The sequence below is a fragment of the Shewanella atlantica genome (assembly GCF_003966265.1).
Classification (GTDB): domain Bacteria; phylum Pseudomonadota; class Gammaproteobacteria; order Enterobacterales; family Shewanellaceae; genus Shewanella; species Shewanella atlantica.
On sequence record NZ_RXNV01000002.1, the window covers coordinates 260,636 to 280,878 of the forward strand.

The following is a 20,243-nucleotide window of genomic DNA, read 5'->3' on the forward strand; positions in this document are numbered from 1 at the left end:
TATATTTGAGAGGGAAATCTGAATGGATAAACCACTGGAGCTTCTAGTGACTAATGATAAAGAGGGAGGGGCGAGAAGAGGGACTCATTCTAACGGGCCCTCGGTGGTTGCATCTTCGGAAAATGCCCCCAAAAGGTATTGTACAAACCTGTCTTATCCGGTTCATGCACTGGTGATTAATAGCCTGAACCTCCCACTCAGAGAGTTAGAAGCCAAACTCGATGAGTGTCTTAACCTGTCATGGCACGAAGTAAGAAGTTTCAATACTTACTCCAGCAGAAGTGCTAGGCCATACAACCTCATTTTGTTGGTTTTACCCAATGATGAAGCCGGTGCTATTCAGGCGCTACAATCTGCAGCGAGCTATGGAGTTGATACGATCATACTTGGGCAAGACTCCCCCCCAAATGTGCTTAGACTGGCCTTTCAACAGGGAGTTAGCGACTTTATTACCTTAGAGCAGGCCAGTGAGGTTTTATTACCCTCAATCGAGAAGATTGCTCATAAATTAGCGGAAAATGCTGATCTTGCTCCGGTCCTCGCTGTCGTTAATGGCAAGGGAGGGTCTGGAGCCAGTTTTATCGCATCCAGCGTTGCGATGATTGCATCGGTGAGAGGTGAGGGTGAGGTCGCTCTGCTTGATACCGATCTTGTTCAAGGGACACTTGCTCATATGCTCGGAGTAGAGCCTCGCTACTTTATTACCGAAGCGATTGGGGAGTTAGACTCACTAGATGAAGTCGCTTTGAAGGGGGCGATGACTAATAAGGGTCATCTACATCTTTTAGCATCTGAACCTTTTGCGGTGCTTAATGCAACGGAAAGCATAGATCTCCGTCTGGCCAACGATCTGCTACTGAAGTGCCGACAATATTACGATCAAGTGATTATCGATCTGTCGCGGGGACCTGAAACTTGGAACGCAGATATGCTCACCAATGCTGATATATTACTGGTCATGCAACAAAATGTAATGAGTATTAGAGAAACTAAAGCGGTAATTCATCAGTTGGTTAACTTCATGGGGATTGACCCTTCGCACATTCATGTTCTAGTCAATCGCTACCAAAAGAACAGTACTGAGATAAGCATAAAAGATATTAAGTCCACAACGGGAGTCGATTCAATCTTAGTTGTAGCCAATGATTTTAAACTTGCTAGTCAATGTATAGATCTGGGTACGCCTATTACACAAGTCGCGAAGCGAGAGCAGATGTATACCGATTTAGCTAAGGTGGTTGAGAAGTTTTTTCCAAACATAAGTGGTGATCAGCATAAGCAAAAAGGCTTTTTTAGCCGCCTGTTAGGGAATTAATAATGAATAACTTATCTCAGGGCGCGAACGAATTTAAGACTCTCAGTCAAGAGGAACAGCAACTTAAGGAGCAGCTTTATAATAAGCTCCTCAATGTGATGGATCTGTCACTTATAGAGACAATATCTAAGGATCGGGCACGGGCTCAAATAACAGAAATAAGTGAACAGCTAATTAACGAGCTCCACATGCCTATTAACCTTTCTGCTCGGCAAAGGCTAATTAAGCTCATTATTGATGAAGTTTTGGGTTTAGGGCCGCTTGAAACACTGTTAGCTGATCCCAGTATCTCTGACATTTTGGTTAACTCCTACGACAGAATCTATGTTGAACGTAGGGGTAAGTTGCAGCAGGTGATGATTAATTTCCACAGTAATGCTCACCTGTTGAATATTATTGATCGTATCGTTTCAACTGTTGGTCGAAGAATTGATGAATCATCCCCCATGGTTGACGCCCGACTAGAGGACGGTTCCCGTGTCAATGCTATTATTCCGCCGCTGGCTTTAGATGGCCCGGCGTTATCCATACGACGCTTTGCGGTAGATAAGTTAAATGCCCAGCAGTTGATTGATATCGGCTCGATCACCTTACCTATGATTGAACTGCTTAAGGGCGCGGTTAAGGGAAAATTGAATATACTGGTGTCCGGCGGTACCGGTAGTGGTAAAACAACCCTACTCAACATGCTATCGGGCTACATTCCCGAGGATGAAAGAATCGTTACCATTGAGGATTCCGCAGAGCTGCAACTGCAACAACCCCATACAGTTAGACTCGAAACGAGACCGGCGAATATCGAAGGAAAAGGGGAAGTTAACCAACGAGATTTAGTTAAGAACTGCCTTCGTATGCGGCCGGATCGAATTGTCATTGGTGAGGTTCGTGGTGGCGAAGCATTAGATATGTTAACTGCGATGAATACCGGTCATGAAGGTTCACTTACAACGCTTCATGCCAACAGTCCTAGAGATGCGCTTGGGCGACTGGAGTACATGGTTTGCATGGCTGGATTTGATATGCCTGTGAGCAATATTCGAACCCAAATTGCCTCGGCAATTGATCTAGTTGTTCAGTTAGAGCGATTGGAAGATGGTGGGCGTAAAATAACCAGCATTCAAGAGATAAATGGTATGGAAGGTGATGTGATTACCATGTCTGAACTATTTCATTTTGTACGAGAAGGGCGAGATCAAAATGGCGATATAGTGGGTCAATTTGGGTCTACTGGTGTGATACCTGTATTCCACAGCAAGCTCAAACAGCATGGAATCGACCTGCCATTCGAGCTATTCAATAGCCGAGATCCATTCGCTGATTTTTAAGGGGTACATAGATGTTTTCAAATGAGATGATCTTTTTTGGCCTTATTTTTATAGCCGTTATTCTTCTTTCGCAAGCGCTATTTCTGCCGGTATATAGCCCCCAGCGGGCGAATACTGCCTTGGTAAGAAAGCGGTTGAAAAAGATGAGTGAGAAGGTGGATGATTCTGTCTATGAGACCTCTCTTCTGAGAAAAAGTAAATTAAAAAAATTAGGCCCCATAGGACGAGCCTTAGAAAAAATCGAATTCATTGAGAACCTAAGTTACCGATTAGAGTTGGCAGACTACAAGATTATGGGGCATCAGTTTTTCGGACTATCACTGATTACCGCGTTACTGACGGCGGTAGTTGGATGGCTGATCTTCCGAGATCCTTATATCGCGGCGGTGATCTTTGTGATTACCATTATCCTATTTAGGTTTAAGCTCAGTAGAGACATCAATAAGCGAATGGACCTTATAGAGGCCGCATTTCCTGATGCTCTGGATGTGATTCGTAGAGCTCTGCAAGCTGGTTATTCATTTGCCGATGCAATAAAGTTGGCGACAGAGGAACTTGAGGGGCCTATCGCCAAAGAGTTTGGGCTGATGTTCGCCAATATTAACTATTCAAAAGATACTAAAAGAGCATTACTTGGGTTTATTGAACGTGTCCCTAGTGTATCAGCGATGGCGTTCGCAAGTGCGGTAATGGTTCAGAAGGAGACCGGTGGTAATTTAGCGGAAAACATAAATAGTTTAGCTAGAGTTATCCGGGAAAGGTTTTCCTTTCGAAGAAGGGTTAAAACCCTTTCGGCAGAGGGTCGGCTGTCGGCTTGGATTCTCATCCTACTGCCATTTGTACTCTTTGCCGTCATCTATCTGCAAACACCTTCATATGTGGGGGAATTAACCGGTACTAAGGATGGACGTCAACTGTTGCTATGGGGAGCTATCGGAATGGTCATCGGTGGCTGGTGGATCAGTAAAATCATTCGGATTGATATCTAATTATGGACTATTTAATTGGTTTACTGGGTGAATTATTTGATGATCCCGATCATGTAAAGTGGGCACTCTATGGCGTTGCAGCCATTGCAGGGATCACTTTTGCTGTGGCGATCTCATTCTTGATAACCGGGATCTACTCTCCTTTACGAAGGAAGTTAAGAGGGATTAATGATGAGACTGATCCAATAGGAGGGCTCTCGTCAGAGGTAGGTTCGACAATTGAGCATGGGTTAAGTCAAGTTTCTCAAAAATCTCCTTTTAACTTTACAAATGACCATAGCCGCAGATTGCTTATTCACGCAGGCTTTCATAATGAAAATGCGATGGCGGTGTTCAGTGCGGCTAGGCTTATCCTATTTTTGGTTGCAGCTGGAAGCTCCGTATTGATATTAAGCATGTTTCCTAAATTGTCGACGATGGTGAGCATTTATGTGGTCGCGCTGCTGGTCGGTGGCGCTTACCTGTTACCCTCTATCATATTAGATAATTTGGCAGATAAGAGAATGAGACGCCTCAGGAGGGGCTTTCCCGATGCTCTGGACCTTCTGGTGGTGTGTTGTGAAGCGGGGTTAGGGTTAATGGCCGCGATGCAGCGTGTAGCACGAGAGTTGTCAATCAGTCACCAAGAGCTGGCAAGTGAATTGGATCTGGTTTGCAGTAAGGTCAGAGCGGGATTAACCATTAAGGATGCGTTACGAGAGTTTACAGAAAGAACGGGCCTTGAGGATGTTAAGGGCTTGAACTCAGCCATTTCGCAAAGTATACGGCTTGGTACCGGTATCGCTGAAACCTTGAGGGTTTTTTCTGATGAATACCGAGATAAACGTCTGCAAGAGGCGGAAGAGCTGGCCGCTAAAGTGGCAGTCAAAATGATTTTCCCCATGATGATGTGTATCTGGCCATCGTTTTTCATCGTCGCTGTCGGCCCCGCTGTTTTGAAGGTGATGAAGGTATGGGGGCAAGCTTTTTAACAGTTAAAAATGATAAAAATTAGATAAATTGGAAATTTGGGGGGCTTAATGATTAAGCAATATAAGTTACTAGATATAAAGGCTTTGAGCAGGTTCGGTTTGGTTTTATTACCTCTACTAATGGTGGCATGTACAGCTGTTCCCAAGGAAGAGCCTGAATTGATCGATAATACGCCACCTACGAGACAGGATCTCTATGATGGTAGCGCTATGCATACCGTTACCACCGGAAATCCTCCTAAGGATGAAGCTGATGCGCTGAGCAGAGCAAAACATGAGGAGCAGATAGGTAATCTGGATCAAGCACTCTATCTCTATGTTCAGTCTTTAGACTTTAATGCGAACAATGCACAAACCTTATATAACATCGCACGTATTAATAGCATCAAAGGCAACATTCAACTGGCATACTTGACCTATAACGAATCATTAGCCATCGATCCCGAAATGATGATGTCCCACGCGGGCCTCGGCTTGATTAATATGGACAAGCGTCAACATGCTCAAGCTAGGTTTCATCTGGAAAAAGCGGTGAGTTTAGACCAAAAGCGCTTTAATCCTGCTGTAGAAAATTTAGGAGAGACTTTCTATTCATTAGATACTGACTCTCCAATTCGTATCTATAATGCGTTAGCGATTTTAGATGATCTAGAGAACGAACATGAGCGGGCGAGGCGGCTCTATCGACTGGCGTTGGACAGGGAGCCTCATTCGGCATTGATCATTACTAACCTTGGGTACTCATATTATTTGAGTGGTAATTTTACTCTGGCAGAGAGGTACCTTAAGCAAGCGATACAAGAAGACCCCAATTTTGACAGAAGCTGGACGAATCTTGGATTAGTTTATGTGAGAAAGGGTCTGTATGCGCGAGCACTTTCGACATTGGAACATACTATGGAGCCGGCAGATGCTCTGAATGATTTAGGTTTCTTTTTAATGTTGGAAGGGCAATATGAACAAGCGATTAATCTTTTCCAGCGAGCAATTGATGAATCACCAAGCTATTTCGAACAGGCACAAAAGAACCTAAAGCGAGCTTCGCTAGAGTATGCCAGCCAAAAAGCGAATTAGCTGAAATTGAGACCAAAAAAAACGCCCTGCAGGGCGTTTTTTTTGTTAGTCGAGTTGCGACTTAGAAATTTGCCGATTTTGGCGCTCGTGGGAATGGGATCACGTCACGGATGTTAGAAACACCAGTAACATATGAAACCAAACGCTCGAAACCCAGACCAAAACCAGAATGCGGAACCGTACCGTAGCGACGCATATCACGGTACCACCAGTAGTCTTCTTTACTCAGACCCATCTCTTCGAGACGTGCATCGAGTACATCCAGGCGCTCTTCACGCTGAGCTCCACCGATGATCTCACCTATGCCGGGTGCGAGTACATCCATCGCGGCAACAGTTTTACCATCTTCATTGAGGCGCATGTAGAATGCCTTGATATCTTTCGGATAGTTCTTAACTACTACCGGAGCCTTGAAGTGTTCCTCAGCCAGGTATCTCTCATGCTCGGATTGCAGATCGATTCCCCACTCAACCGGGTATTCAAACTTTTTACCGCAGCTCTTAAGGATCTCTACCGCGTCGGTATAGTCGACTTGAGCAAAATCACTGCTGACAAACGACTCAAGACGATCGATTACAGATTTATCGACTCGTTGAGCGAAAAACTCAAGGTCATCACGGCGCTCTTCGAGTACGGCATTGAAACAGAACTTGAGCATCTGTTCGGCCAGACCAGCGACATCATCAAGATCGGCAAATGCAACTTCCGGCTCAACCATCCAGAACTCAGCTAAGTGACGACTGGTGTTTGAGTTTTCTGCGCGGAAGGTAGGGCCGAAAGTATAAACCTTAGACAGTGCACTCGCGTAGGTTTCTGCGTTCAACTGACCCGAAACAGTCAAGAAAGATTCTTTACCGAAGAAGTCTTCGCTGTAATCGACTTTACCTTCGTCGTTACGGGGAAGGTTTTCCATATCCAGAGTCGACACACGGAACATCTCACCCGCGCCTTCTGCATCTGATGCTGTGATGAGCGGTGTTGATACCCAGATGAAACCTTGCTCATGATAGAAGCGATGAATAGCCTGAGATAAACTGTTACGTACTCGAGCCACTGCACCTATGATATTGGTACGTGGGCGCAGGTGAGCCAACTCTCTCAAGTGCTCAATAGAGTGACGTTTAGCCGCCATAGGATAGGTTTCAGGATCGTCAACCCAACCTGCAACTTCAATACTCGCGACCTGTAGCTCAAAAGATTGCCCCTTACCAGGAGAGTCAACAACTTCACCTGTCATAACGACAGAGCAACCTGCAGTTAGCTTTAAGATTTCGTCATTATAATTTTCTAAGCTATTAGGCACTACACCCTGAATAGGGTCAAAGCAGGAACCATCATAAACGGCAAGAAAAGAGATGCCGGCCTTGGAATCTCGGCGAGATCTTACCCAACCGCGAACGGTTACTTGCGAACCGATCGCAAATTCACCTTTAAATACAGAAGCGACAGATGTAATGCTCATTGTTGCTTAGTTCTCCAACGAAACGTTTTATAAAAAAATTTGGACGTTCATATTACCCTGCTGGCGGCTTTTCTCAAGTGGAAAAGGGGATAATCATGCTATGAAAGTTAAATTAACGGTGATTCTTTTGCATATGTTCGAATTTTATCCCCGATGAACAGAATTATTGATTTATAAAGCTGGTTAAACGGTGGTGGTTCATCTATGGAGTTGGTTGGGAAAAGTGTTTTTATGTCTGTGTTTATCCAACTCTTGTTATTTATCACATTAGTTTAGGCTTATAGCGCGGGGAGAATAAAACGGATAGTAATAAGTAACTGAAAATCACGGTCATAATACAATATGATGTTGCTTAAAAAATGTTATATTTAAAGTATATCTGGTGGATCACAGGAGAGACTAATTGAAGAAAGTTAAAATATTTCAGTTTTTGCTGGCGTCTCTTTCCATTACCGGCTGGTCACTAGCCGTATATGCTTTACTGCTTTTCGATAAGGCCAGGCCAGATCGCGCCATAGGCTACTTTCTCAGCAAGGGGGCATCAGTTCGCTTCGATTGGGATCCGACTCAGACGGTCCAGCTCGAATATGTCATCTGGGTATGTGCTGCTATCAGTTTTATCAGCATGATTTTTAATTATTACACCGCTCACCATAGCAGAATGGGCTATTGGTTTAATATTCCCTTGCTTCTTCTTAGCTCCGTTGCGGCGGGCTTGTACCTGCAGTTCTTTGTTTGAGTTCAGAAATTGGCAACTCCCCTGTAAGCTGAAGTAACCATATTCAGAGCCGCTATTAACTTAATTGTTTACACAAGTGCTCGATGATTGCGGCAGTAGCGCCCCAAATAACATGCTGCTTATATGGGATAAAGTAGACAGGGTATTCGATGCCATGACGGCGGTAGAGATATTCTTTTCTGTTTGCAGTGTTTAATAGGAATGTCAGTGGGATCGTAAAATAATCAGCAACTTCACCCGGGTCGAGCATAGGTACAAAATCATTTTTTACTATGCCAAAGACAGGTGTGATCTCAAAACCGGTAAACGTCTTATATTTAGGGTATTGTCCCAGCACTTCTACATTTGATATCGGTAGTGCAATCTCCTCTTCGGCTTCTCTTAAGGCTGTGGCTATGTGGCTGCTGTCACTATTTTCCACTTTACCACCCGGAAAACTGATTTGACCCGGATGATGCCTCAGATGGCTGGGCCTCTGCGTCAGAATGAGGTGAGTTTCATTTTTGACCTGAGTGAAAGCGATAAGAACGGCTGCAGGCTGAAGCTTACTGGAAATCAGGGGGCTCTTAAGGTTAGTAAGAGGTTGAAGGTTATACCTTATCCTCAACTCTATTAAGTTCATATGCCCCCCGTAATTAATCAAACAGTTAATATTTTCTCATACAAGTTCAGGTAATTTTAAGAGTCCACATTTTCGAGGACTGGAAGTATCCTACTGACCTTATCGAAGGTTTCCTGATATTCATCATCAGCCTTGGAGTCGGCGACAATACCGCCGCCAGCCCAGCAGTATAGGTTATTGGCTTCTGCGACTAATGTGCGGATGGTAATGCTGGTGTCCATCTGTCCATCTTGGCTTATATAGCCAATAGAACCACAATATAGGCTACGCCTCGAGGGTTCAAGTTCTTCGATGATCTGCATTGCACGGATCTTTGGGGCGCCGGTAATAGACCCGCCGGGAAAAGCGGCTTTTAACAGATCGCTTGCTTGATATTTGCTGTGCAACTCTGCAGTTACCGTACTGACTAAGTGATGGACGGCTGGAAAACTGTCAATTTCGAAAAGGTGAGGTACTTTTACAGAGCCTGGTTTTGCTACTTTTCCTATGTCATTTCGTAGTAGATCGACAATCATTAAGTTTTCGGCGCGATCTTTTTCTGACTCAGCGAGTTCGACTGCAGAGGACCTGTCTGCTTTTACATTTTCAAATCGGGGCCGTGTTCCTTTGATGGGTTTTGTTTGTACTTGACCATCACGAAGCTGAATAAAACGTTCCGGTGAGATAGACAATATTGCCGCATCATCTAATCGGATAAATGCCGAGAAGGGCGCTCTGTTTGTCTCACGCAGTTTGAGGTAGGCCCGCCATTCGTCACCTCGATAGCTTGCCGTAAAACGTTGGGTTAAATTAATCTGATAACAATCGCCGCTTTTTAGGTAGGTTTGAATTTTATCAAATTTTTCAACGTATTCAGTTTTAGTTATCTGATTGTCCCATCGGCTGGTTAGGGAGAAGTCACCGATAACAGATTTGGATTCAGTGCAAAGCAGAGTATTTAACTGAACCAGAGTCGACTCGAGAGCTGCCTCCCCATGATAATGGGCCAGAGTCCAGCAAGCTCTTAAGCGATCGAAGACAAGTGCCCAGGGATATAAGCCTACATTCATCTCTGGCAGTAAAATATCTCTGGCTGCTATCGCGGGCAGGTGTTCAATTTGGCGGCCTAAATCGTAACTGAAGCTGCCTACTGCGCCACCACTAAAGGGTAATGCGCTCGGGTACTGATGAGGGAAATAGTGCTTTATCGTTTCATTAAGAAGCTTGAAGGGGTCACCATTGTGAACTTTACTATCAACCACTCTACTGTTTCGTAGATGATTCACCTTGCTCGATTGCCCATCGGTTACAATCGTTGCGATAGGATCGCACACTATGATGTCGAATTTTGCATCCTGATGCTGTGCATCTGCCGAGTCCAGTAACATGGCCCAAGGCTTGTCAGAGAGCCTGGAGAACAGCTCTGTGGTGGTGTATTTCCAATTCAGATGCCTGATAGCAAGTTGCTGTGGCGTCGAAAAACTCATCGATTAACCTTATCTAAAATGTGATATTCCCCTAAAAGTCGCGAAAGAGTATCATATCCATATGCTGGGATTAATAAAAAGAAACACGCAAGCCATACAAGGCAATGACGTGATACATTCTCTGCAGGTCGGGGGAGTGTATGAAATGCCCAAGCCGGAATTTATAAAAACAAATACGCAAGCCAAAATGGCTAATGGAGCGCACCCTAATGTCAGTTGAAAAGGAAGTGTCTGTGAGTAAAGAAGTCATCATAAAGCAAGCCGATCTCATTGAGAGCGTTGCCGATTCCCTACAATATATCTCATATTATCACACCAAAGATTTTGTCGATGCTATGGCTGAAGCCTATGACAGAGAAGAGAGTGCTGCCGCGAAAGATGCGATCGCCCAGATCTTAATAAACTCTCGTATGTCGGCAGAGGGAAAGCGTCCTTTGTGTCAGGATACCGGCATCGTCACCTGCTTTGTTAAAGTGGGCATGGGAGTTAAGTGGGATAAAACAGATATGACGGTTCAGCAGATGGTTGACGAAGGCGTCAGACGTGCATACCAGAACCCGGATAACCCATTAAGAGCCTCAATCGTTTCAGATCCAGCCGGTAGTCGTAAGAATACCAAAGATAACACCCCATCAGTGGTTCATATTGATATGGTGCCCGGGGATCATATTGAGGTCGCAATCGCGGCTAAGGGCGGTGGGTCGGAGAATAAATCTAAGATGGCGATGCTCAATCCTTCAGATGATGTTGCCGCATGGGTTGAGAAGACATTGCCGACGATGGGAGCAGGTTGGTGCCCACCGGGAATGCTCGGTATAGGCATCGGCGGCACGGCTGAGAAAGCTGCGGTACTCGCCAAAGAGTCACTAATGGATCCCGTAGACATTCATGAACTACAGGCAAAGGGTGCTGAAACAGCCGAAGAGAAATTGCGTCTGGATATCTTCGAGCGCTCTAATAAACTGGGTATCGGCGCTCAGGGCCTCGGCGGGCTGACCACGGTTCTGGATGTAAAGATTAAATCGGTACCGACACACGCAGCTTCTAAACCTGTGGTGATGATCCCGAACTGCGCCGCCACACGGCATGTTCATTTTCACTTAGATGGAACGGGACCTGCTGTATTAACGCCACCATCGTTAGAAGATTGGCCTGTGATCACCCGTGAAGCTGGCGAAAATACTCACCATGTTGATCTAAACACTGTGACACAAGCCGATATTGAAAAGTGGAAGAGTGGTGATACCCTGCTACTTAACGGCAAGATGTTGACCGGTCGTGACGCTGCCCACAAACGTATTCAAACACTGATTGAAAGCGGTGAAGGTCTGCCTGAAGGCGTCGACTTCACGGGTAAGTTTATCTATTACGTGGGCCCCGTCGACCCGGTTGGCGATGAGGTGGTGGGTCCGGCAGGTCCAACTACTGCGACACGTATGGATAAGTTTACCGATCTGATGCTGGAGAAAACCGGTTTGATGGGGATGATTGGTAAAGCCGAGCGTGGACCGGCAACCGTTGCTTCTATCAAGAAGAACAAAGCCGTGTACCTGATGGCAGTAGGTGGTGCCGCCTATCTGGTGTCCAAAGCGATTAAAACCTCCCGAGTTGTCGCATTTGCCGATCTGGGCATGGAAGCAATCTATGAGTTTGATGTCAAAGATATGCCGGTCACTGTGGCGGTAGACTCCAATGGAGTTAATGCCCATGAGACCGGTCCGGCTATCTGGAAACTCAAACTCAGTTAACACACTCTGTTTTTGATCACCTCATGAGACCGATAATAAGGCTTAGGCATCTTGCCTAAGCCTTATTATTTGGGTAGTGTTCTCCACCAAGATAAAATCTTAGACTTGCATGGCGAGGTATCACTAAGTGATACTCTCCGAGCGAGAGATAGGGATATCGAACTGGCATTTAAACATGGAGGTTGTTTGCTGGAGATAACCATTTTATTTATTCTTGATGTCGCTTGGCTATATAAGCTAGTAGTGATTTGCTTAGGTGCAGTCGCTTATAAATCAAACATGAATCAACAAAGACGATAATAACAATGAAAAAAACTGCAATCATACTCGCCATCGCGAGTGCCGGGCTTTCAATGTCGGCTCAGGCCGCTAATCCCGAGCCTTTCACGGTACAACACTTAGTTAAAATCAATAAGCTTCATTCGCCCGCATTATCTAATGATGGCAGTAAAATTGTTTATGCTGTCAAAAAATTTGATGCAAGTGGTGAGGCCAGTTCAGATCTCTATATTAAAGATCTGTCTCAAACTGACAGTGAAGCGAAGCAGCTCACTTCTGCCGCGGGGACTGAGCATAGTGTTGCTTTTGCTGCAGACGACCAATCCATCTATTTTCTCGCCAGCCGCAATGGTTCCAGTCAACTGTATAAGTTGTCTTTAACTGGCGGAGAAGCGTTTCAGGTCTCTGACTTCCCGCTCGATGTAGAAGGTTTCAAGCTGTCTCAAGATGGCACACAAGTCGCAATGAACATGCGCGTTTTTCCTGACTGTAAAGATCTGCAATGTTCTGAGGATAAGTTTACCGCCGAACAGGAGCGTAAATCGACAGGACGTGAATACAAGCAGCTTATGGTCAGGCATTGGGATACTTGGAGTGATCACTCCAGAAGCCACCTGTTTGTCGCTAAGCTCAATGGTGAAATGATAACGAGTGCAGTTGATGTCACCGCCGGTTTAGATACAGAAACACCACCAAAACCCTTCTCGGCTATGGAAGAGGTGACCTTCTCACCTGATGGTAAGCACCTTGTTTACAGCGCTAAGGCGCCGGGCAAAGATCAAGCCTGGATCACTAACTATGACTTGTGGCAAGTTCCGGTAACCGGCGGCGACGCGGTGAACCTTACCGAAGACAATAAAGCCTGGGATGCCAACCCGACTTTCTCTGCAGATGGCCGTTACCTGGCTTATCTTGCTATGACCAAGCCTGGTTTCGAGGCCGACAGATACCGCATTATGTTACGCGATACGGTAACAGGCCAGGAGAAAGAGGTTGCTCCGTTATGGGATAGAAGCGCAAGTTCACTCACCTTCGGTAAAGATAACCGCACACTCTATGTCACGGCTCAGGATGTCGGACAGGTTACCGTATTCGAAGTTAATACCCAATTTGGTGATGTGAAAACGGTTTACAATGATGGAAGTAATAGTGTCGTTGGTGTGACTAACGACAAGATTATTATTAAGCACAAATCGTTAGTTCAACCGGGCGATCTCTACTCGATGAACCTAGATGGCCAGGGGATTAAGCAACTGACCCAGGTAAACCGCGAAAAACTAGCCGAGATCAAGTTTGGTGAGTTCGAGCAGTTTAGCTTCAAGGGCTGGAACAACGAAGAGGTGCATGGTTACTGGATCAAGCCTTCCGACTACAAAGCCGGACAGAAGTATCCTATAGCATTTCTGGTTCACGGTGGTCCACAAGGCTCATTTGGTAACTCATTCAGCAGCCGCTGGAACGCTCAGCTGTGGGCAGGTGCGGGTTACGGTGTAGTCATGATCGACTTCCATGGGTCAACGGGTTACGGTCAGGACTTTACCGACTCGATCTCACAGGATTGGGGTGGCAAGCCCCTCGAAGATCTTCAGAAAGGTTTAGCTGCCGTCACTAAACAGCAAAAATGGCTGGATGAGACTCGTACTTGTGCCTTGGGTGGTTCATACGGTGGTTATATGATGAACTGGATCCAGGGCAACTGGAGTGATGGCTTCAACTGTCTGGTTAACCATGCCGGTTTGTTCGATATGCGCTCTATGTACTATGTGACAGAAGAGCTATGGTTCCCAGAATATGAGTTCGGTGGGACCTATCAGGACAACAAGGAGCTGTACGAGAAGTTTAATCCGGTTAACTACACAGAGAACTGGAAAACGCCAATGTTGGTTATTCATGGTGAAAAAGACTTCCGTGTTCCTTATGGCCAGGGTTTAGCCGCGTACAGCTTTATGCAACGTAAAGGGATCCCATCCGAGTTGCTTATCTATCCTGAAGAGAACCATTGGATCCTCAATCCCGATAACCTTGAGCAATGGTATGCCAATGTACTTGGCTGGATGGATCGTTGGACTGAAAAGAAATAAGCGTTCAAGCTTGAAATAACATAGACTTAGTCACTGAGGCCAGAATGTTTATTCTGGCCTTTTTTATTGTTAGAGCTTAAGTTGATCGTAGAACATCAGCGAACTGAGTCAGGCCTTTGCATAAACTTTAGTGTGGTGTGTACCGGCTGACAGCAGACAAGGATAGAAAATGCGCTTGATCCAGCTTTTCAAAAAGGAGTTGTCCCACGAAGCCCGTATCTGGGTGCGTGACGAACTTGTATCTGAGCAGCAGGCCAATACGATATTGGCTCGCTACGGCACAAGTCTCAGCGATGATACTGATAAGAACTCTTTCGGTTATTACCTGCTGATGTCATTGGGAGTCTTGTTTATCGGCTTAGCGCTGATACTGATCGTTTCACACAACTGGGATGAGATCCCAAGCAGTATCCGTACGGGAAGCTTACTGCTATTGACGCTGGTGACTAACGCTGTCGGTATCAATCTGTTTCTATCACAACGGACCAGGGCTGGCATCATCTGGTTACTCTTTGGCGGCATGAGTTATGGCGCCAGTATCATGCTCATCGCGCAGATCTATCACCTGGGAGAGCATTTCCCCGATGGCATATTCTGGTGGGCATTGGGTATTTTGCCCTTGGTGGTGTTTACTCAGAGTCGATTACTGGCGTTATTATCCTTGGGCCTGGCCAGTATCTGGTTAGTGGTCGAATCTGGGGAAGGCTTTTTCCCGACGCTTTATCCGATTTTTATCTTAGTAGCACTTTGGTTAACCCTGTTTCATGCGCGTTCCCGTTTGCTGTTTCTCGCCTGTATTGTGGGGTTGCTTGTATGGATAAATTTAGGGCTGGCATGGGTTATGGGCAGTGGCTATCATTTCGATCCCTTTGCCGAGCAGTTTCCATTTTCATTAGGCCTGGCGCTTTTGATCAATGGAGCCGCCTGGTGGCTCATGCGCGCCGAAAAGAGTGATTGGCGTGAGTATGGTTTGGTATTACACATCTGGCTACTCAGGGCAGCCATTGTTACCTTATTAGTATTAAGCTTCGAAGGTGTTTGGGAAGAGTATTCAAGTGACCGGAATTGGTTATCTGTGATAAGTGTTATCTTCATTATCGTGTCGGGGATAGTTGCTTTTAGGCTCTCCCGTGCAAGTGGTCGATATGCTTCATTACCTGTATTGATGCTTACCGGCTATCTGGCGTTTTCATTTACTCTGGTAAACAGTTTCAGCCATATGGAATTTATCGCAGCCATTGCTACCAACTTGATGCTTCTCTTTATGGGGATCCTCTTGATAAGAAGAGGGATAGACCAGTCCGAAACTCACTATTTCTATACCGGTATTGTGGTCCTGTTACTGACAGCATTTATTCGCTATTTCGATCTCATTGGTGACTATATTGGTGGAGCGCTGCTGTTTCTCGTTGCGGCGGGGATCCTGATGGCCGCCGCAAAATACTGGAAGCATCATGTTTCCCTTATCGCTTTAAAGCAGGGAGAAGATAGAGAGTGAATACCATGACAATTCCTGATTGGCTGCATAAGAAGCCCGGTAAGCGAACGATACAGATAGGGCTTATTTTAACCCTTTGTTTTCAAATGGCTGTTTTGAGTGTCGAATACCTGGGCTCCGTTTTGCCCATATGGACAGGGGAAGAGATTATCCTTAAGACTGAACCCGTTGACCCACGTAGTCTGTTCAGGGGCAACTTTGTGCGTTTAAATTATGAGATCAACCGCATTCCCACAGAGCCCCATACAGAGTTTAAAATTGCTAGTGTGGTCTATGTTAGCTTGGTGGAGAGCAAAGGTATTTGGCAGTTCGATACTCTTAATGCAGCTAAGCCACATCAGGGGACCTATATTCGCGGCAGGGTACGCAGAAGCGACTCTGATACTGTTCAGGTTGAATATGGCATTGAGGCATTTTTTATGCCCAGGGAGAAAGCCTTGAAAGTCCAAAATGAGATGGGCGGCCAGGCACAGGTTCGGGTATTTGTCGCCCCTAACGGTAAGGCTCGAGCGGTAGGATTCCAATGTCTGGGTGATGCCTGCTGACAGTTCTACCTTTTAGTCGCTGAATTTGAACCAACTGCGTCAGTGAAAATGCCAGGTTTCAGAATTACTCTGGAAGAGTTTTATGGCATTTGTTCCAGTTATCAAATAAAATCCAGCACCTAACGAGAGTATCCCTATGCCGGCGGCATGTTTAGACCCTTGCCACATTTAGTAGAAACCTCTTTCCCTATCAAGTACACATAATAGAATATTATCAATGAAATATGATTGGATCCTCTTCGACGCCGATGAAACCTTGTTTCATTTCGATGCTTTCGAAGGCCTGAAACTGATGTTTAGCCGTTTTGGCGTGAGTTTTACCCGTGTAGATTTCGATGCCTATCAACTCATCAACCAGCCCCTGTGGGTAGATTACCAAAATGGTGTTATCTCTGCGGCGCAGCTTCAGCAACAAAGGTTTACTCACTGGGCCGAGAAGTTAAGTGTCACCGCAAGTCATCTTAACAGTGCATTCTTATCGGCAATGGCAGAAATTTGTGCACTGCTGCCTGGTGCAAAAGAGTTAATAGATAAATTAAGTGGTAAGGCAAACCTTGGCATTATCACTAACGGCTTTACCGAACTGCAGACCATAAGGTTAGAAAAGACCGGTTTACTCGGTGCATTCGAGCATGTCGTGATATCGGAGCAGGTCGGAATAGCCAAACCCGATGTCGGTATCTTTGAACATGCATTGAAGCGTATGGAAAATCCCGACAGAGAAAAAGTCTTAATGGTTGGTGATAACCCACACTCTGATATCCAAGGCGGGTTAAATGCCGGATTGCATACCTGTTGGCTGAATATCCACAATGCACCTAAGCCGGATGGGATAGAGCCTCACTTCGAAGTTTCATCTCTTAAAGAGTTACAGCAGATCTTAGTGGCTTAATTTCTACTTATATTGGTTAGATTGTTGTCATAAAAAAAGCCAGAGTATTGCTACTCTGGCTTGGCTCTAGTGGGAAGCTAGAAGGAAATGGTTTTAATCAAATTTGATTAACCAAACTGGTTCATAGTGTTGTCTTTACCCGATGCTTTCAGTGCCTGATCTCCGGAGAAGTACTCTTTGTGATCGTCACCCATGTCTGAACCCGCCATGTTTTGATGTTTAACACAAGCGATGCCCTGACGGATCTCCTTGCGCTGAACGTTGGCGACATAACCAAGCATACCTTGGTCACCGAAGTACTCTTTAGCCAGGTTATCTGTAGACAAGGCTGCAGTATGGTAGGTAGGCAGAGTGATCAGGTGGTGGAAGATACCCGCTTCACGTGCTGCATCAGCCTGGAAGGTACGGATCTTCTCATCGGCTTCTATCGCAAGTTCTGTCTCGTCGTAATCGATGCTCATCAACTTAGCACGATCGTAACCCGATACATCTTTACCCGCTTCGGCCATTGCATCGAAGATCTGCTGGCGGAAGTTAAGTGTCCAGTTAAACGAAGGTGAGTTGTTATAAACAAGCTTTGCATTCGGTACGGTTTCACGGATAGCGTTTACCATAGCGCCAATTTGGGCTACATGAGGCTTTTCTGTCTCAATCCATAACAGATCGGCACCGTTTTGCAGGCTGGTGATACAGTCAAGTACACAACGCTCTTCACCCGTGCCGGCTCTGAACTTAAACAGGCCGTTTGGAAGGCGTGATGGCTTAACCAGCTTGTCACCACGCTTAAATACTACATCGCCGTTTTGAAGCTTGTCGGTCGATACCTCTTCAACTTCAAGGAATGAGTTGTACTTGTCACCCAGGTCGCCCGGCTCAGCAGTTACGGCAATCTTCTGTGTCAGACCTGCGCCTAATGAGTCGGTACGGGCAACAATCACACCATCGTCGATGCCAAGCTCGAGGAATGCGTAACGTACCGCATTAATCTTGGCGAGAAACTCAACGTGTGGAACCGTTACTTTACCGTCCTGGTGTCCACACTGCTTCACATCGGAGACCTGGTTTTCAAGCTGGATACAACAAGCACCCGCTTCAATCATCTGTTTTGCCATCAGGTAGGTGGCTTCTTCGTTACCAAAACCGGCATCGATATCGGCAATAATTGGTACGACATGAGTTTCAAAGCTATCAATCTTGTCTTGTATCGCTGCTTTATCTGCACCTTCGGCTTTGTCCAGTTCGCGGAAAAGTCCACCTAATTCGCGAGCATCAGCCTGACGAAGGAATGTGTATAACTCGGCGATAAGGCTGGCGACAGAGGTCTTCTCGTGCATAGACTGATCCGGCAATGGACCGAACTCGCTACGCAGTGCTGCAACCATCCAGCCGGACAGATACAGGTAACGACGCTTCGTCGTTAAAAGATGCTTCTTAATAGAGATCATCTTCTGTTGACCGATAAATCCGTGCCAGCAACCCAGAGATTGAGTGTACTGTGAGCTATCTGCATCATAGTTAGCCATGTCTTCACGCATTATCTTGGCGGTATACTTGGCAATGTCTAAACCTGTCTTAAAACGGTTCTGAGCTCGCATACGGGCTACTGATTCAGGGTTGATTGCATTCCAGGCACTACCTTCTTTCTCTACTAAGGTTGTTGCTGTATCGATATCTGCTCTGTAATTTGACATGGTAAGTCCCTTCCTACAAAAAATGATTAACAACGATTGATTGCTTCCGTTAAAAATAATAGTAAGATTGTGTTAAATTAGTCTAATTTATAGTTATTATCTTCGGTATTTATTTTATGAATATATCTCGTATTGACCTGAATTTATTGGTTTATTTTGATGTTTTACTTCGTGAATTAAATGTTACCAGGGCAGCAGATCAGCTCGGGATCAGTCAACCAGCGATGAGTAACGGTCTGAAAAGGTTACGTGTTCTATTTGATGACCCTCTGTTAATCAGAACCAGTAAAGGAATGACACCCACTGAGCGGGCATCGGAGCTAAAACCTGAGATCCGCGAGTTGCTGGTGGGTCTGGAAAAGGCGGTGCAGCCAAAAGCCAAGTTCAACCCGTATGAAAGTGACCAGGTGTTCAGAATGATGGCCTCCGATTACGCCGAAGCCACCTTGATCCCACTTCTAATTGCCAGATTACGTAATGAAGCACCTAAGGTGATCCTTGATATCATGACCCCCAGCGATGTGAACTTTCCCGATGTTGAACAGGGTAGAGTGGATATGGTGATCAACCGCTTCGACAGTATTCCCCAGTCCTTTCACCAAAAAGTACTGTGGAAAGATACATTCAGCTGTTTAATCAACAAAAATCATCCGGTATTGAAAAACTTCAATCTGGAGAGCTATCTTGATGCGCACCATGTCTGGGTAAGTAAAACAGGCATGGGGGTCGGAGTCGGTATGGATCCCGATGATGTTCAGCGATTAGGCTGGGTTGATGAAGCACTGGCCAGATTAAATGCAAAGCGCAGGATCACTGTATTTACCCGACACTATCAAGCGGCGAGCTCATTGGCAGAACGTCAAGACCTGATAGCGACAGTTCCCAGTAAGATGGCGAGACTGCAACAAGATAACAGTAGGGTCAGTATCGTTCCACCGCCTTTCGATATACCCTCTATAGAGTTAACGATGGCATGGAGCCCACTGCTGCAACATAACCCAGCTCACAAATGGATGCGAGAGCTTATCACCGAAACGGCGCGTATTATCGATAGGTTTTAGTGTGGTTCCAGGCTTCCATTAGATATTCCTCGTTCTAATAGAGAGTTGACGATGGCATGGAGCCCACTGCTGCAACATAACCCTGCCTATACATAAATCAGGTGGATGCGAGAACTTATCACCGAAACGGCGCGTATTATCGATAGGTTTTAGTGTGGTTCCAGGCTTCCATTAGATATTCCTCGTTCTAATAGAGAGTTGACGATGGCATGGAGCCACTGCTGCAACATAACCCTCCTATACATAAATCAGGTGGATGCGAGAACTTACCACCGAAACGGCGCGTATTATCAGGTTCTGAACTGACGTCTTACAATTATAATCTGTATGAATGCTAATAATAATTACGATAAATTATATATATGTCATTAGGCTGGTATAGACTGATATGTGTCTAATTTTCAATACTTGTTTATAGACTCCGCTGCATGTGGGATTAAATGACAACGAGCAATGAGCTCCAGAGTCGAGAAATAGAAGAGTCG

The 20,243-nt window shown here is 45.5% G+C and carries 16 protein-coding genes; 12 read left to right on the top strand and 4 right to left on the bottom strand.

Annotation, left to right across the window (positions count from 1 at the left end; all coding sequences use genetic code 11):
* The first annotated feature begins 22 nt into the window (after window positions 1-22).
* Genes EKG39_RS06425 through EKG39_RS06445 form a run of 5 tightly spaced genes read left to right on the top strand, consistent with a single transcriptional unit; the run spans window position 23 to window position 5,674 of the window.
* Window positions 23-1,315 carry a CpaE/TadZ family protein gene (locus EKG39_RS06425; RefSeq protein ID WP_126504924.1) on the top strand — a complete coding sequence of 431 codons (1,293 nt, stop codon included), beginning with the start codon at window positions 23-25 and terminating at the stop codon, window positions 1,313-1,315.
* Between the two features lie 2 nt (window positions 1,316-1,317).
* The gene (locus EKG39_RS06430; RefSeq protein WP_126504925.1) at window positions 1,318-2,640 is read left to right on the top strand and encodes a TadA family conjugal transfer-associated ATPase; all 1,323 of its coding nucleotides are present in this window, start codon (window positions 1,318-1,320) and stop codon (window positions 2,638-2,640) included.
* Window positions 2,641-2,651: 11 nt separating this feature from the next.
* Complete coding sequence (locus EKG39_RS06435; protein ID WP_126504926.1) at window positions 2,652-3,629, top strand: type II secretion system F family protein; 978 nt, start codon at window positions 2,652-2,654, stop codon at window positions 3,627-3,629.
* A gap of 2 nt (window positions 3,630-3,631) precedes the next feature.
* Window positions 3,632-4,600 carry a type II secretion system F family protein gene (locus EKG39_RS06440; protein ID WP_126504927.1) on the top strand — a complete coding sequence of 323 codons (969 nt, stop codon included), beginning with the start codon at window positions 3,632-3,634 and terminating at the stop codon, window positions 4,598-4,600.
* 48 nt (window positions 4,601-4,648) lie between these two features.
* Window positions 4,649-5,674 (top strand): tetratricopeptide repeat protein, encoded by a 1,026-nt coding sequence (locus EKG39_RS06445; protein ID WP_126504928.1) that lies wholly within the window; start codon window positions 4,649-4,651, stop codon window positions 5,672-5,674.
* A gap of 61 nt (window positions 5,675-5,735) precedes the next feature.
* On the opposite strand, the gene asnS is transcribed toward EKG39_RS06445, so the two are convergent.
* Window positions 5,736-7,136, bottom strand: coding sequence for an asparagine--tRNA ligase (asnS, locus tag EKG39_RS06450; RefSeq protein WP_126504929.1), 1,401 nt, complete (start codon window positions 7,134-7,136; stop codon window positions 5,736-5,738).
* Window positions 7,137-7,539: 403 nt separating this feature from the next.
* Between asnS and EKG39_RS06455 the strand changes: the two genes are divergently transcribed.
* The gene (locus EKG39_RS06455) at window positions 7,540-7,875 is read left to right on the top strand and encodes a hypothetical protein (RefSeq protein WP_126504930.1); all 336 of its coding nucleotides are present in this window, start codon (window positions 7,540-7,542) and stop codon (window positions 7,873-7,875) included.
* 55 nt (window positions 7,876-7,930) lie between these two features.
* On the opposite strand, the gene EKG39_RS06460 is transcribed toward EKG39_RS06455, so the two are convergent.
* Window positions 7,931-8,497, bottom strand: coding sequence for a CoA pyrophosphatase (locus EKG39_RS06460; protein WP_126504931.1), 567 nt, complete (start codon window positions 8,495-8,497; stop codon window positions 7,931-7,933).
* 56 nt (window positions 8,498-8,553) lie between these two features.
* Window positions 8,554-9,963, bottom strand: coding sequence for an aminodeoxychorismate synthase component I (gene pabB, locus EKG39_RS06465; protein WP_126504932.1), 1,410 nt, complete (start codon window positions 9,961-9,963; stop codon window positions 8,554-8,556).
* Between the two features lie 209 nt (window positions 9,964-10,172).
* Between pabB and EKG39_RS06470 the strand changes: the two genes are divergently transcribed.
* From EKG39_RS06470 to yjjG, 5 genes are all read left to right on the top strand, one after another.
* Complete coding sequence (locus EKG39_RS06470; protein WP_126504933.1) at window positions 10,173-11,711, top strand: fumarate hydratase; 1,539 nt, start codon at window positions 10,173-10,175, stop codon at window positions 11,709-11,711.
* A 305-nt stretch (window positions 11,712-12,016) separates the two neighbouring features.
* Entirely contained in the window at window positions 12,017-14,071 is a 2,055-nt protein-coding gene (locus EKG39_RS06475; RefSeq protein WP_126504934.1) for a dipeptidyl-peptidase 5, read from the top strand.
* Window positions 14,072-14,240: 169 nt separating this feature from the next.
* Window positions 14,241-15,569, top strand: a complete 1,329-nt coding sequence (locus EKG39_RS06480) for a DUF2157 domain-containing protein (protein WP_126504935.1) — start codon at window positions 14,241-14,243, stop codon at window positions 15,567-15,569.
* Window positions 15,570-15,574: 5 nt separating this feature from the next.
* Window positions 15,575-16,114 carry a GDYXXLXY domain-containing protein gene (locus EKG39_RS06485; protein ID WP_246028459.1) on the top strand — a complete coding sequence of 180 codons (540 nt, stop codon included), beginning with the start codon at window positions 15,575-15,577 and terminating at the stop codon, window positions 16,112-16,114.
* 217 nt (window positions 16,115-16,331) lie between these two features.
* The gene (yjjG, locus tag EKG39_RS06490; protein ID WP_126504937.1) at window positions 16,332-17,006 is read left to right on the top strand and encodes a pyrimidine 5'-nucleotidase; all 675 of its coding nucleotides are present in this window, start codon (window positions 16,332-16,334) and stop codon (window positions 17,004-17,006) included.
* A 107-nt stretch (window positions 17,007-17,113) separates the two neighbouring features.
* Here the strand turns inward: yjjG and EKG39_RS06495 are convergent, their stop codons facing one another.
* Entirely contained in the window at window positions 17,114-18,697 is a 1,584-nt protein-coding gene (locus EKG39_RS06495) for an isocitrate lyase (RefSeq protein ID WP_126504938.1), read from the bottom strand.
* A gap of 116 nt (window positions 18,698-18,813) precedes the next feature.
* Here EKG39_RS06495 and EKG39_RS06500 point away from each other — a divergent pair, with 116 nt between their 5' ends.
* The gene (locus EKG39_RS06500; RefSeq protein ID WP_126504939.1) at window positions 18,814-19,758 is read left to right on the top strand and encodes a LysR family transcriptional regulator; all 945 of its coding nucleotides are present in this window, start codon (window positions 18,814-18,816) and stop codon (window positions 19,756-19,758) included.
* Window positions 19,759-20,243: the final 485 nt, after the last annotated feature.